Below are 13185 nucleotides of genomic sequence, written 5' to 3'. Positions count from 1 at the left end.
ACAGGACGGCGATGACGACGTTGAAACAGGTTGCGCTGAGGGCCGGATGTTCTATGGCGACGGCAAGCCGCGTGCTGAATCTCAGCGGTCCGGTCAGCCAAGCAGCGGCCCTTCGCGTGCGCCGCGCCGCCGCCGAAGTTGGTTATCGTGCGGCCGCGGCCTCTACCCGTAGTGGCCGCCGGCCTGTCGTCGGCGTGCTGGTGCCGAGCGTGACCAATCCGGTTTTCGCTTCGTCCCTCTCGGGCATCCAGAACCGCATGCTGGTTGCCGGTCATAGCGTTCTGATCGCTCAGTCGAACTACGATCCCGCTCAGGAGGCCAATGCGGTGGCAGGGCTTCTCGGCGAGCGGCCGACCGGGTTGATCCTGACGGTCTGCAATGGTGAGACAAGCTCGGCATTGGCGCAGGACCTGCCGCCGACCGTGCTGCTCGGCAGCTCCCCGACGGACCGATATCCAGCTGCCGTGACCGTCAACAATCATGCGGCCGGCTGCCGCCTGACAGAACATCTCTTATCCATGGGGCATCGGCGCATCCTCTATGTCTCGGGCAGCTTCAAAGCTTCCGACCGTGCGTTTTTGCGTTACCGTGGCTACCTGCAGATGATGGAGGCAGCGGGCGTGGCTCCGCTCGAGGCCGTAGAAGTGCCCTTCGTAAGCGGCTATGATCAGATCGATCTTGGCCAGGCTTTGCGGACATTTTCCCCGACTGCCATTATCGGCTCGAACGACCTGATCGCGCTCGGCGTCATCGGTGCGATCAATCGCGAAGGCTTGCGTGTGCCCGACGATATTTCCGTTGCCGGCTTCGACGGCATCGCCATCGGCAAGCTCATCAACCCGACGCTGACGTCGATCGAAATGCCCGATCTCAGCATGGGCGCGACGGCGGCCTCGCTGCTGCTCGATATCGTCGAAAACGATGCGCCGCTCAGGCATCTCGAATTGTCGCATGCCCTGCGCCCTGGCGGCACTGTGCGAAACCTCCAGAACGAGAAGACCGCCGCACCTGCGGGATGCGACGGTTCCGGATCGAAACCGCGGGTGGCTTGAGCCCGCGATCCATTGCAAAAATCAGCTGCGCGGCAGCATGCCTTCGACGTCGGAAGCTGCGTCATCGAGGGCTTCGTTCGGCTCTGCCGAGCCATCCACGACGCGCGACAGGTTGTCGACGATTGTCTGGGTGACCTTGACGCCGTTGGTGCCTGGGAAGGCATACCAGGGGATCATGCGCGGCATCTGGCTGAGGCCGGCCTGGAAGAGCGGGTTTTTCTTGTAGAAGTCACCGAGATATTCGGCCGACTTGGCGGCAAGCTCATTGTTCGGAACATAACCGGTGCCGGGAACGACGACCGAGGCGCCATAGGGCCCGGCGGCGAACTTGGCGAACTTCCAGGCAGCTTCCTGCTTGGCCGGGTCCTTGGCGAGGATGACGACGGCGTTGCCGCCGGTCGGCAGGTGACCCTTTTCAGGATCGATGAGCGGGATCTGGGCGGTGCGCAGGTCGAACTTGGCGCCGACATTCTTGATCGTGTTGACGAGCGCGCCGGTCGTCTGGAATTCGAAGCCGACCTTGCCGGCTGCAAAGGCCTGTTCGCCCGCTGCCTTGGTGAAAACAGGCATGCCGCCTTCCTTGACGAAGCGGCTGATCAGCTCGACGGCCTTCTGTCCCTCGGGACCGTTGAAGGTGACCTTTTGCTCGTCGTCGCTCAGCATTTTGCCGCCGGCGCCGAAGAGGAGGGCCGAGAACATCCAGTCGTCGCCCTGCCAGCGGAAATCCATGCCGTCGACGCCGTTGCCGAGCGCCTTAATTTTGCCGGCAAGCGCGATCACTTCGTCCCAGGTCTTCGGCGGGGTGTCGGGATTGCCGCCGGCTGCTTTCAAGAGATCGGCATTGTAATACATGATCGGGTTGGAGGTCGCGAAAGCGAGGCCGATCTGCTTGCCCTTGACCTGGGCGAGCTTCAGGATCGTGTCCGAGAAGCCCTGCTCGGCCATGTTGCCTTCCTTCTCGACGAGCGGCGTCATGTCGACGGCGACATTGCGCTCGTTCAGCATGCGCAGGCGGTTCAGGCCGATGAAGGTGACGTCGGGCATTTCGGACGTTCCAGCCTGGCGCAGGATCAGCTGGATGCCGTCTTCATAGGTCGCCGAAGGAGCGGCGAACTGGATCTTGATGTCGGGGTTTTCTTCCATGAACTTCTTCGAGATCGTGTCCATCACGTCCTTGAAGAAACCCGGCATCGGGTAGTGGATCGTCAGCGTCGTTTCAGCGTGGGCCGGCAGGGCTGCCGCCACAGACAGAGCCGCTGCTGCGAGGAACTGGGTGAAATGCTTCATCGCTCGTTCTCCTGGGTTCAGCCGGTCAGCCTTTGAGACCGGTCATGGTGATGCCCTCGACGAAGCGTTTTTGCGCGAGCAGGAAAGCCGCAACGAGGGGAATGGTGATGATGATGGTAGCCGCCATCAGCGCGCCGTAGTCGTCGCCGGCTTCCGCGGCGCGGAAGTTCATTAGGCCTAGCGGCGGCGTGGCATAACCAGGCTTCGAGATGACGATCAGCGGCCAGAAGAGGTCGTTCCAGTGGGCGACGACGGAAAAGATTGCGAAGGCGGTCACCGCCGGCCAGGCATTCGGGACGATGACGCGCGAGACGACGCCAAGTTCGGACATGCCGTCGAGACGGGCGGCATGGATCAGGTCGTCCGGTATGGCACGGAAGAACTGCAGGAACAGGAATATCGCAAAGACCGAGATGGTAAAAGGAGCGACCAGCGCCGTGTAGCCGTTGAGCAGAGACAGGCTGTCGAAGGCTACGTAGAGCGGCAGGGCGGTGGCATGGATTGGCACCAGCAGGCCGAGCAGGACCAGTACCATCATCAGCCTGGCGGCGCGGAACTTCAGCTTCGCCATGGCATAGGCGCAGGGGATGGCAACGATCACCTGAAAGAGGAAGATCAGCGCGCAGACGACGAAGCCGTTCCAGAGCAGCGTGCCCATCGCCACTTTGTCGAGGGCCTTGGAAAAGTTCTGCACGTAAAAGAAATGCGTCGGGATCAGCGAGAGTGCTGCCGTGAAGATATCGTCCTGCGACTTGCCGGCTGCCGAGATCATGAAGATATAGGGCGCGAGGAAGATGACCGCGCCGAGGAAAAGCAGGGCAAGACGGATCAGACGGCCGAGGGTGAGTGGGGTGCGCGTCTTCATCAATAGTGAACCCGCCTGTCGAGGAAGCGGTATTGCAGGAACATCATGACCACGAGGATGGCGAGGAAGACGACGGTCATGGCCGAGGCATAACCGACCTTCATGTAGACGAAGCCCTCCTGGTAGATGGTGAAGAGCAGGACTTCGGAAGCGTGGTTGGGGCCGCCGTCCGTCAGCGTCTTGACCGTCTCGAAGGTCTTCACCGCATTGATGATGCTGATCGTGGTGACGAAAAGCGCTGTTGGCCCGAGCATCGGCCAGGTGACGAGCAAGAAGCGGTCGAGCGGCGATTTGGCGCCGTCGATCTCGGCTGCGGCATAGAGCTCACGCGGAATCGCGGTGAGGCCGGCGAGGAACAGTACCATGTTGAAGCCGACCGTCTGCCACACACCGATGATCGACAGGCTGTAAAGCGCCGTTGTCGAGGAGCCGAGCCAGTTCGGCTTCGGCAGGCCCACGAGTCCGATCAGCGCATTGATGGGGCCGATGGTCGGGTGGAAGAGATATTGCCAGACGGTTGCCATGGCGACGATCAGCGAGACGACGGGCAGGAAATAGGCGGTGCGGAAGACGCTCTTTCCCCAGCCCTCGCTCTCGATCAGCATGGCGACACCGAGGCCGAGCGAGATCGAGGCGGGGGCTACGATTGCCGTATAGACCGTCGTGTTCCACAGTGACTTGCGAAACGTGCGGTCGGTGAAGAGCTCGGCATAATTCTCGAAGCCGACGAAGCGGAACTTGCCGGCACCAAGCTCGAAATCGGTAAAGCCGAGAACGAGCACGGCAACGATCGGCAAGAGAACGAAGAGCAGGATGAGGATGATCGCCGGCAGTGCCAGCAGCCAGGCAGTTTGCGCTTCGCGCCGCTCATGCTTTGCGGCCGATGCGATGGGACGGATTTCGCCGGCGGCGATGCTAGCCATGGGCCTTCTCCCTGCTGGCATCGGCGGGAAGAGCGCTCGCGTGCAGGCGGCGGCCATCGGCTGCAAAGACCATGGCCTTGTCGGCCTGGAAAGACAGGGCAACCGCCATCCCGGCGATGAGACCTGCGGCATCATCAGGCGCGAGCTTGGCAAGCACGGTCTCGCCGATCGCATTCAGCCGGCAGAGCAGGATGACTTCGGAACCTAGGAATTCCAGGCGCTCGATGCGGGCGGAAAGCGAGGTCTCGCCCTCGGCGGCAAGGCGGACGAATTCCGGGCGGATGCCGAGCGTCACGTCGGAACCGGCAGGATTGGTCTCTTCCAGCGCCAATCGAATATCCCCGAAGGCGACTGTTCCGTGCTCGGCGCGCGCCGGCAGGAGATTGATGCGCGGCTGGCCGACGAAGCGGGCGACTTCAATATGGGCGGGATCGTCATAGATGACCTGGGGTGGTGCCAACTGCAAAAGCTCGCCGCCGATCATCACGGCGACGCGGTCGGCCATCGACAGCGCCTCTGCCTGGTCATGGGTGACATAGACGGTCGGCACGCCGGCGCGGCGATGTAATTCGACAATCTCGCCGCGGGCATGGACGCGCAGATTGGCGTCAAGGTTCGACAATGGCTCGTCCATCAGGAAGACGCTCGGATGGCGCACCATGGCGCGCGCGAGCGCCACGCGCTGCCGCTGACCACCCGACATCTGGCCGGGCTTGCGTTCCAGCAGATGATCGATTTTCAAGGCCTTGGCCGTCTCCTGCACGTCCTTGGAAATGCCGGAGCGAACGGCGCGGTAGCCGGGCATGATGGGGCCGAGGAAGGGCAGGCGCTGCAGGCGGCTCAGGCGCCGCATGGCAAGCGGCACGGCGATATTCTGTCCGGCCGTCAGGTGCGGATAGAGCGCGTAGGACTGGAAGACCATGGCGATGTTGCGCTCGGCGGCTGCCACATCGGACAATTCCCGTCCGCCGATGACGATCTCGCCGCCATCGGCATGATCGAGGCCGGCAAGGATGCGTAAGAGCGTGCTCTTGCCGCAGCCCGAGGGGCCGACGAGGGCGATGAATTCGCCTGGCTCGACGTCGAGGCTGATATTCTTCAGGATGGCGTTATCGCCGTAGGATTTGCTGATGGCCGACAGGGAGAGCGCGCTCATTGCGCCGGCTCCTTTTGCACCTTGTGGGCCTCGTGCGGGTAGACTTCGGCAACGACATCGTCGAGCACATGCGCCTTCATGCCTGATATGGCGACGATCTCGCTCGTGACATCATCGCGGACCTCGTGAAGCACGGCTCCGACAAGCTTCTCACCCGGCATCTCGCGCTCCATTGTGCCGATGATGAAGGAGGCGGCCGGACCCCAGACCAGCGACGTATCGTTGTAGCGCCCCTTCCAGGCCCAGTGCAGGTGGCCGCTGGCATAGAGTGCGACGTCATGGGCGGCGATCAGGTCATAGAGCCGCTGGCGCTGGGCCGGGCGGATGCTCCAGTAGCCGGTGTCGCCTTCATCAGGCGTGTCGACGAAGAGCGGCTTGTGGGCAAACATGGCGACGCGCCGTCCCGCGCGTGTGGCAAGCGCTCTTTCCAGCCAGTCGAACTGCGTTTCCTGCTCATCGTTCTCCATGCCCATCAGCAGGCTATCGAGGCCGATCAGGCGCCAGTTGCCGGCATCTTCCAGCCAGTAGTCCGGGCCGACGAGGCTGCGCCAGCGATTGAGCCTGACAGCATCGACCGGCTGTAGCGAGCCTGGCAGATGGCCGACATCGTGATTGCCGGGAACGATCAGCATCGGGATCTTCACCTGCCGCATCAGCTCCATACAGAAGGTGAGGTCCTCGTCCTTGTCGGCGGCATCGACGGCAAGGTCGCCGGTATGGATGACGAGATCGGCGCCGCTGGCGTTGATCCAATCGCCGAGCGGCGGCCAGTTGCCGTTGAAATGCGGTATCGACGGGCTGAAATGGGTGTCGGTGATCTGGACGATTTTCATGCCGGCGCTCTCCGATAGCCCGCGGCACCTTTCCGGCGGCAGGCAAATGCTCTTGCCGCCTCTTTAGAGCCCGCCAATGTCAGGCGGGTTACAAGCGTTTCCACCCTTGTTCCAATTGTGTCGTGCAATTGTCATGAAGGATCGAACGCGCGGTCAGGTCCGCACCCGGACGCCACGAAGGATCGATCGATGTATGTTGAAATCAGAGACCGCTGTCGACGTCGAGATCCGGCGTCGGTGCAAGCATCCGTCCATGGCGGATCAGGATCACGTCCACGCTATCGCCATCATAGAGGTAGTCCAGCAGATAATCCCCGACCACGAGCGTCAGGCTCCCGCTAATCTGCAGGCCGCCGTGCATCCGGTTCCCGGATAGAGGAAATTCGGACAGCGTCCGCTTCGCGTTCTTGATCGCGAGCGCAAACTTTCGGGCTGCGGCAGGGTTGAGTTTCCGCAGATACTCGCCTTCGCGGCGGATATACTGGCGACGTCCTTGGAAAGCCGTACTGCAGTCACGCAGCTTTTCCGCCAACGATCCTGTCGATGTCCGCGATCACATCATCCATATTCTCGAACTCTCCGGCCGCGATCTGCTCACGGCCCTTGATCGCGGCGAGGATGTCGGCCCCCTCGTTCATGAGATACGTCCGCAGGGCGCGAACGATGATGTAGCTGCGGGATCGATCGCTTGCTTTTGCGATAGCTTCGATTTCTGCAATCACGTCGGAAGGCACCCGGAGAGTGACAGATTCTGATTGGCTGGCGTTCGACATTGCTTGCCTCCTTCAGGATGTAAGACAATGTAAGACAATGTAAGACAAGCGAGGATCTGATACAATGGTGGATCTGCGTCACAGATCGACTTTGCATCCTTCCTCGTGTAGTCTCGACAGATCAAGTTCGGACCCGACTGGCGGCGAACGGCGCAATGCGGACAGGGTCGTGTCCGACGGTTCGCCAGACACCGGCGCTTTGCCTATCTCGCCCGATGCTGGAGGACTGATCTTCTGCCGGTGCCGGCCAATGAAAGCCTTGGTGGCAGGCGAACCCTCACCCTTTCGATAGGCGATCGCGACATCAGACGTCACCGTCACGTCGCCGAGTGGCCGATAATGAATATCGGGCAGTTCCACCCGGCTCATCGATTGCGGCACCAGCGCTATGCCCATGCCAATGCCGACAAGGGTGGCGATCTCGGTAAAATCGTGCGCGACGGCATTGACGGATGGTTCGAAGCCGGCCTCGCGGCAGGCCTGCAGCGTGTTGCAGTGAAAGCCGACGTCCGGCGGCTGACGCGGAGTGATGAACGTTTCCTGCGTCAGTCGAGCCAGCGTATCGATTGAGCGCGCCGCGAATTCATGGCCGTCGCGGATCATGGCGACCAGCGGTTCGCGCAGCACGACCTCGACCGAAACACCGGGTGGGATCGGGGCCGGTGCACGTATATAGCCGAAATCGAGCAGGCCGTCGGCAATGCGCTGCAACTGCTGGCGCAGTTCCATTTCCTGCAACTCGACTTCCACATAGGGATAATCGCGCTTGAAATCCCTGATGGAGCCGACGACGGCACCGGAATAGGCGGCCGACGCCACATAGCCGATCGAGATGCGTCCGCTTTCGCCGCGCCCGGCACGGTGGATGGCTGCAACCGTCGCCTCGGTCTGGACTAGCACCTTACGCGCCTCCTGCAACAGGATCTCGCCCGAATGCGTGAGGTGCACTGCTCGGCGGCTCCGGTCGAGCAGCTGCGTACCGACGATGCGTTCCAGGCTCATGATCTGCTGGCTGAGGCCCGGCTGGGCGATGCCGAGGCGGGCGGCGGCACGCTCAAAATTCCGCTCCTCGACCAGGGTGACGAAATACCTCAAATGTCTGAGTTCGAAGCCGGGCTCGGTCCTTGCCAAAGTTCCTCCCGTTAGAAGAAATCAAATCTATGACGTAGGCCATTTCATAGCCTGCACTTATGAAAAATTCGTGCTCCATTTATTGGATCTCTCAAAATAACATGATTATTAAAATCCAGTTTATGGCATATACAGGCCTCCAATGACTGGTTCTCTTCGCTTGCGCAATTTTCTTTCGACCATCGTTCTCACGTCCGCGCTTCTTGCGCCGCTGTCGGCGCTCGCCCAGGACGTCAATCCGACGACGCTTGCTCCGGTCGTCATCAGCGGCGCGAAGGGTGAAGATCCCACGGCTCCGGTAAAGGGCTTTGTCGCCAGAACCAGTGCGACCGCCACCAAGACCGGCACATCGCTTCTCGAAATCCAGCAGTCCATTTCTGTGCTGACGGCCGACCAGTTGAGATCGCAGGATGTCGAAACCGTCGGCCAGGCGCTCGACTATGTGCCTGGCGTCGTCGGCGAGCCCTATGGCGCCGATCCGCGCTTCGATTCACCGCGCATCCGCGGCTTCGATAGCCGCCAGGCGCAGTTTCTGAACGGATTGCGCATGATGCGCACCGCCGGGGCGCCGGCCGTCGATCCCTATCAGTTGGAACGCATCGAGGTGCTGCGCGGTCCGGCTTCTGTCATCTACGGCCAGGGCAACCCGGGCGGCATGATCAACCTCATCAGCAAGCGGCCGGTCTTCGAACGCTTCGGCGAAGCGGGCGTGCAGGCCGGCAGCTACGATACTCACGGCACCTATTTCGATTTCGGCGACATCGTGGCCGGCAATTCTGATTTCGCCTATCGCCTCACCGGTCTGGCAAGGGAGGCTTCGGCACAGGTCGACGAGCTCGACAACGATCGTTACTTCATCGCTCCGGCGCTGACCTGGCAGCCCGATGAAGACACCAAGCTGACCATCCTGACCAGCGTCCAGCACGATAATCCGAGCACGCCGTCGAGCCTGCCGCCGCAACTCACGCTCAACGCGTCGGGCGCCAATCGCCTGTCGCGGGACTTCTTCGTCGGCGACAAGAGCTTCGATAGATCGGACCGGACACTGACGAATATCGGCTATGAGCTGGAACACCGTCTGAACGACACCTGGACCTTCCGCCAAAACCTCCGCTACCAGAATTTCGACTGGAACTATCAGGCGCTCGGCATGGCGACGGCGGGCCTTGCAGCCGATGGACGGACCATCAACCGCAACGCCACCATCCAGGACGAGTTGCTGAACACGTTCAACGTCGACAACAACTTGCTGGCGCAGTTCGATACCGGCGAAATTCAGCACAAGATGCTGTTTGGCCTCGACTATAGCTATTACAGCAACAATGTCGGCACGCAGTTCTGGCGGGCGACCCCGCTCGACGCCTTCAATCCGGTCTATGGCTCGGTCCGACTGATCGCCCCGACGCTCAGCACCTATGTCGATTCGCAAATGACGCAGGTCGGCATCTATGTGCAGGACGAGCTTGCCTATGAGAACTGGCGCGCCACCGCAGCCCTTCGGCAAGATTGGGCAAGTACCGAGGGAACCTCGACCAACCGGTTGACCGGTCTGGCGCGTCCTCTCGACAAGGATGACCAGAAGCTGACCGGCCGGGCCGGCCTCAGCTATGTCTTCGATAACGGCATTGCCCCTTATATCAGCTATGCCACCTCTTTCGAGCCGGTACCGGTGCCGGCGACCGGCGGGCCTTTGCAGCCGACGACAGGCGAACAGGTGGAAGTGGGCGTGAAGTACCAGCCGGAGGGCTGGAACGGCTTCTTCACTGTTGCGGCCTACGACCTCAAGCAGAAGAACGTGCTGACAACCTTTGCCCTGCCGGGCGGCGGCACGGCAACCGGGCAAATCGGCGAGGTTGACGTCAAAGGCATCGAACTCGAAGGGGTCACCAGTCTGACTGATGGCCTCGAGCTGCGTGCCGCCTACACCTACATGCAGGCTGAAATCGTCGGCGGTGTCGATGATGGCAAGCGCCCGGACAATGTGCCCGAACATGCGGCAAGCCTATGGGTCGACTATACTTTTTCAGAGGATACGGCTCTGGAAGGTTTCGGTCTCGGCGGCGGCGTGCGTTATGTTGGCCAGCGCTATGGCGACACCAGGAACACGCTCGATCTTGACGCCGTGACCCTCTTCGATGCAGCTCTCCACTACAAGAAGGACAATATGACGGCCTCACTGAACTTCAAGAATATTGCCGATAAGGATTATGTCGCAAGCTGCAGCTCCTTCGGCTGCACCTATGGCGATGGCAGAACGGTGACGGGCAAGCTGACCTTTCAATGGTGAGAGACTATCGAACAGGAAATGGAGGGAACTTCCATTCGATCGGCCGTCGGCAGGCGCTTGCCCTGCTGGCGGCTTTCGCCATTCCGCGCAAGACCTTCGCATCTGCTCCGACGCGCATCGCCGCAATCGATTGGGCGATGCTCGAAACGCTTGTCGCGCTCGGCGTCATGCCGGTCGCCGCGACCGAACTCGTGCAGTTCCGCAAGGACGCGGTCGAACCCGTCCTCGACCCCTCGGTTGCCGATCTCGGCCTGCGTGGATCGCCCAACCTCGAACTCCTGCGCCTGCTGCGCCCGGACCTCATCCTGATTTCGCCCTTCTATCTGAGGTTTGAAGCAAGTTTCAGGGCGATCGCGCCTATCCTGTCGCTGCCCTTCTATAACAGGGGCGAGCCACCCTATCAGAAAGCCGTTGATGCCGTTTCGGCACTGGCGCGCGAACTCGGTCTTGAGGAGCGCGGCAGGGCGGTGGTGACTGAGCAGGCCGCCCTCCTTGAGCAGACCCGCCTCAGCCTGGAGCGCTTTGCCTCACGCCCAACCTATCTCGTCAATATCGGCGATGCCAGGCATGTGCGCGTTTTCGGCGCCGACAGTATGTTCGGCGATATTCTTGGCCGTCTTGGTCTGCCCAATGCCTGGGCGGACCGCTCCCGTTACACATTTGCTGCGCCGGTACCGATCGAAAATCTCGCGGCCGAGCCGGAGGCTCGCATCGTCATCATCTCCGATATACCTGTCGAGGCCCGCAATGGGTTGAAGAACAGTATTATCTGGCAATCGCTGCCGCCCGTTCGCGCCGGGCGGGTCCTGATGCTCGGCAATATCAATCCCTATGGGGGCATCTCGGCCGCCGCTCGCTTCGCGCGGCTCTTCAAGGCGGCAATGCTGTCGTCGGGGGAGATGCCATGATCAGACCCGCCGCACTTCTTACCGCGCTCTTAGCCTTTATCGCTTCAGCCGGGCTCTTTCTCCTGGCCGCGCTGAACCATCTGCCTTTAGCAGACTGGCCGCGATTGCCATTCGACGCCAGCCAGATGACGACACAGCAGATCATTTTCGCCTATGCGGTTCTACCGCGCGCAGCGGTCGCAATCCTCGCTGGCGCCGCACTCGGTCTCGCCGGCGCGCTGCTGCAGCGGCTGCTGCGCAATCCAATCGCCGATCCCTCGACGCTCGGCGTCTCCTCGGGCGCGCAGCTTGCGATCGTTACAGCAACGCTGTTCTTCCCTGAAGTGCTCGATGGCTACCGCGCTTTCGTGGCGCTCGCCGGCGCAGGTGCGGCGACTGCTATCGTCTTCCTGCTTGGCTGGCGACGCGCCTTCGAGCCTATCACGATGGCCGTTTCCGGCCTGCTCGTCGGCATTACTTGCAGCGCGCTCTCGGCGGCGATGACGCTCTCGCAGGGCGAATATCTCATGTCGCTGGTCACCTGGAACGGCGGTTCGCTTAGCCAGCAGGACTGGTCGACGACGATCTCCCTCGGACTGGAGCTGTTGCTCGGCCTTGCGGTCACGCTTCTACTCCTGCGCCCGCTCACCTTGCTCGGCCTTGGCGATAGCAGTGCCCGCTCGCTTGGCGTCGCACTCGCCGGCACGCGCATTGCCGTTGCAAGCCTTGCGGTGACCCTGAGCGCCGGCGTTGCCGCAGCCGTTGGTCTTATCAGCTTCATCGGCCTTGCCGCACCGGCGCTCGTGCGCCTGCTCGGTGTGCGCACAACGCGCAGCATCCTGGTTCTCTCGCCTGTTGCCGGCGGCCTGCTGCTCTGGTTCTGCGATGGTATCGTGCAATTGGTCGCGTCGTCGGCCGGTGAGACCTTTCCGACGGGATCGGTGACGGCCTTGATCGGCGGGCCACTATTGCTCTGGCTGCTGCCGCAGGTGCGTGCCGTCGAGCCGCCGCATCCGCCCGATAGCGTTATCGTTTCTCGCGCGCCACTGTCGCGCCTCGTCCTCATCCTCTGCCTGCTGCCGCCGCTCATATTGGCCGCTTTGTTCCTCGCACGCCTGCCCGATGGATGGATACTCGTCAGCGGCAATCTTTTTTGGGAGCTGTTCCCCGCCCGCTGGCCGCGCCTGGTGGCATCGGCTGCAGCAGGCGGCCTGCTTGCCACGGCAGGCGCCATGCTGCAGCGCCTCACCGGCAATCCGATGGCAAGCCCGGAGGTTTTGGGTGTCACCGGCGGCGCCGGCGTCGGTTATGCTATTGCCCTGAGCCTCTCGGCTGGCGCCAATACTCCTGCACTCTTCCTCGGTGCTGGTGGTGGTGCCATCTTGGTCCTGGTCGTCGTGGCACTCTTTGCCGCCCCTCGGCATCTGCCACCGGAACGCCTGCTGCTGGCAGGCATTTCTATCAGCGCCTTCAGTTCGGCGATCCTGAGTGCCTTGCTTACCGTCGGCGACCAACGCGCCTGGCAAATCCTCGCCTGGCTTGGCGGCTCGGCCGCAGCGGCCACGCCCGCAACGGCGGCCTTTCTCGCCGCCCTGACTGTCGTCGTCCTGGCAATCGGTCTCCTCTTCGCACGTTGGCTGACCATCCTGCCGCTCGGCCCGCCGACCGCGCTCGCGCTCGGCTTGCCCCTGGTCGGCGCCCGCATGATGATGGTGCTGACGGCGGGCCTTGCGACGGCGGCCGCCTCGCTGCTCGTCGGTCCCTTGAGCTTTGTCGGCCTGATGGCGCCACATATTGCCCACCGTGCCGGCTTTGAAAAAGCAGGCAGCCAACTTCTCGCCTCGACGATAATTGGCGCAATGTTGATGGTGATCGCCGATCTCGGCGCCCGGACTGTGACCTTCCCCTACGAGTTGCCGCTCGGCCTCTTCGCGGCCTTCGCCGGTGCTCCCTATCTCGTCTGGATGATAGGCAGGCGACCGTAGGGCAGG

11 protein-coding genes and 1 pseudogene are annotated in these 13185 nt (G+C 62.1%); 4 read left to right on the top strand and 8 right to left on the bottom strand.

What is annotated here, in order from left to right:
• Positions 1-11: 11 nt before the first annotated feature.
• Positions 12-1052 (top strand): substrate-binding domain-containing protein, encoded by a 1041-nt coding sequence (locus tag FHX15_RS21655; protein WP_184400416.1) that lies wholly within the window; start codon positions 12-14, stop codon positions 1050-1052.
• A gap of 21 nt (positions 1053-1073) precedes the next feature.
• Here FHX15_RS21655 and FHX15_RS21650 read toward each other — a convergent pair whose 3' ends face one another.
• The 8 genes and pseudogenes from FHX15_RS21650 to FHX15_RS21615 form a co-directional block, all read right to left on the bottom strand.
• Positions 1074-2339, bottom strand: a complete 1266-nt coding sequence (locus tag FHX15_RS21650) for an ABC transporter substrate-binding protein (protein WP_184400415.1) — start codon at positions 2337-2339, stop codon at positions 1074-1076.
• A 25-nt stretch (positions 2340-2364) separates the two neighbouring features.
• Positions 2365-3204, bottom strand: coding sequence for a carbohydrate ABC transporter permease (locus tag FHX15_RS21645; RefSeq protein ID WP_184400414.1), 840 nt, complete (start codon positions 3202-3204; stop codon positions 2365-2367).
• Positions 3204-4127: a carbohydrate ABC transporter permease gene (locus FHX15_RS21640; RefSeq protein ID WP_184400413.1), complete on the bottom strand. Its 924-nt coding sequence runs from the start codon at positions 4125-4127 to the stop codon at positions 3204-3206. The genes FHX15_RS21645 and FHX15_RS21640 overlap by 1 nt, the downstream gene beginning before the upstream one ends.
• Entirely contained in the window at positions 4120-5283 is a 1164-nt protein-coding gene (locus FHX15_RS21635; protein WP_184400412.1) for an ABC transporter ATP-binding protein, read from the bottom strand. The genes FHX15_RS21640 and FHX15_RS21635 overlap by 8 nt, the downstream gene beginning before the upstream one ends.
• Positions 5280-6116 (bottom strand): metallophosphoesterase family protein, encoded by an 837-nt coding sequence (locus FHX15_RS21630; RefSeq protein ID WP_184400411.1) that lies wholly within the window; start codon positions 6114-6116, stop codon positions 5280-5282. The genes FHX15_RS21635 and FHX15_RS21630 overlap by 4 nt, the downstream gene beginning before the upstream one ends.
• Before the next feature lie 202 nt (positions 6117-6318).
• Entirely contained in the window at positions 6319-6648 is a 330-nt protein-coding gene (locus FHX15_RS21625; RefSeq protein ID WP_184400410.1) for a type II toxin-antitoxin system RelE/ParE family toxin, read from the bottom strand.
• Positions 6629-6889: a CopG family ribbon-helix-helix protein gene (locus FHX15_RS21620; RefSeq protein ID WP_183726342.1), complete on the bottom strand. Its 261-nt coding sequence runs from the start codon at positions 6887-6889 to the stop codon at positions 6629-6631. Before FHX15_RS21620 ends, FHX15_RS21625 begins: the two co-directional genes overlap by 20 nt.
• A gap of 249 nt (positions 6890-7138) precedes the next feature.
• A pseudogene (locus FHX15_RS21615) lies at positions 7139-8020 on the bottom strand (LysR family transcriptional regulator); the annotation flags it as partial.
• 142 nt (positions 8021-8162) lie between these two features.
• Between FHX15_RS21615 and FHX15_RS21610 the strand changes: the two are divergent.
• Genes FHX15_RS21610 through fhuB form a run of 3 tightly spaced genes read left to right on the top strand, consistent with a single transcriptional unit; the run spans position 8163 to position 13179 of the window.
• The gene (locus FHX15_RS21610; RefSeq protein WP_184400408.1) at positions 8163-10307 is read left to right on the top strand and encodes a TonB-dependent siderophore receptor; all 2145 of its coding nucleotides are present in this window, start codon (positions 8163-8165) and stop codon (positions 10305-10307) included.
• On the top strand, positions 10301-11215 hold the full coding sequence (locus tag FHX15_RS21605; RefSeq protein ID WP_184400407.1) for an iron-siderophore ABC transporter substrate-binding protein: 915 nt from the start codon (positions 10301-10303) through the stop codon (positions 11213-11215). The genes FHX15_RS21610 and FHX15_RS21605 overlap by 7 nt, the downstream gene beginning before the upstream one ends.
• On the top strand, positions 11212-13179 hold the full coding sequence (fhuB, locus tag FHX15_RS21600; RefSeq protein WP_184400406.1) for a Fe(3+)-hydroxamate ABC transporter permease FhuB: 1968 nt from the start codon (positions 11212-11214) through the stop codon (positions 13177-13179). The genes FHX15_RS21605 and fhuB overlap by 4 nt, the downstream gene beginning before the upstream one ends.
• Positions 13180-13185 lie beyond the last annotated feature (6 nt).

This window comes from Rhizobium sp. BK650 (assembly GCF_014195325.1).
Lineage (GTDB): Bacteria > Pseudomonadota > Alphaproteobacteria > Rhizobiales > Rhizobiaceae > Rhizobium.
The sequence above is the reverse complement of the archived record's forward strand: the minus strand, read 5'-3'. Positions and strand labels throughout refer to the sequence as shown.

Coding starts and splice junctions, on each gene's coding strand:
- FHX15_RS21655 (WP_184400416.1), top strand. CDS start 12: ATGACGACGTTGAAACAGGTTGCGCTGAGGGCCGGATGTTCTATGGCG.
- FHX15_RS21650 (WP_184400415.1), bottom strand. CDS start 2,339: ATGAAGCATTTCACCCAGTTCCTCGCAGCAGCGGCTCTGTCTGTGGCG.
- FHX15_RS21645 (WP_184400414.1), bottom strand. CDS start 3,204: ATGAAGACGCGCACCCCACTCACCCTCGGCCGTCTGATCCGTCTTGCC.
- FHX15_RS21640 (WP_184400413.1), bottom strand. CDS start 4,127: ATGGCTAGCATCGCCGCCGGCGAAATCCGTCCCATCGCATCGGCCGCA.
- FHX15_RS21635 (WP_184400412.1), bottom strand. CDS start 5,283: ATGAGCGCGCTCTCCCTGTCGGCCATCAGCAAATCCTACGGCGATAAC.
- FHX15_RS21630 (WP_184400411.1), bottom strand. CDS start 6,116: ATGAAAATCGTCCAGATCACCGACACCCATTTCAGCCCGTCGATACCG.
- FHX15_RS21620 (WP_183726342.1), bottom strand. CDS start 6,889: ATGTCGAACGCCAGCCAATCAGAATCTGTCACTCTCCGGGTGCCTTCC.
- FHX15_RS21610 (WP_184400408.1), top strand. CDS start 8,163: ATGACTGGTTCTCTTCGCTTGCGCAATTTTCTTTCGACCATCGTTCTC.
- FHX15_RS21605 (WP_184400407.1), top strand. CDS start 10,301: ATGGTGAGAGACTATCGAACAGGAAATGGAGGGAACTTCCATTCGATC.
- fhuB (WP_184400406.1), top strand. CDS start 11,212: ATGATCAGACCCGCCGCACTTCTTACCGCGCTCTTAGCCTTTATCGCT.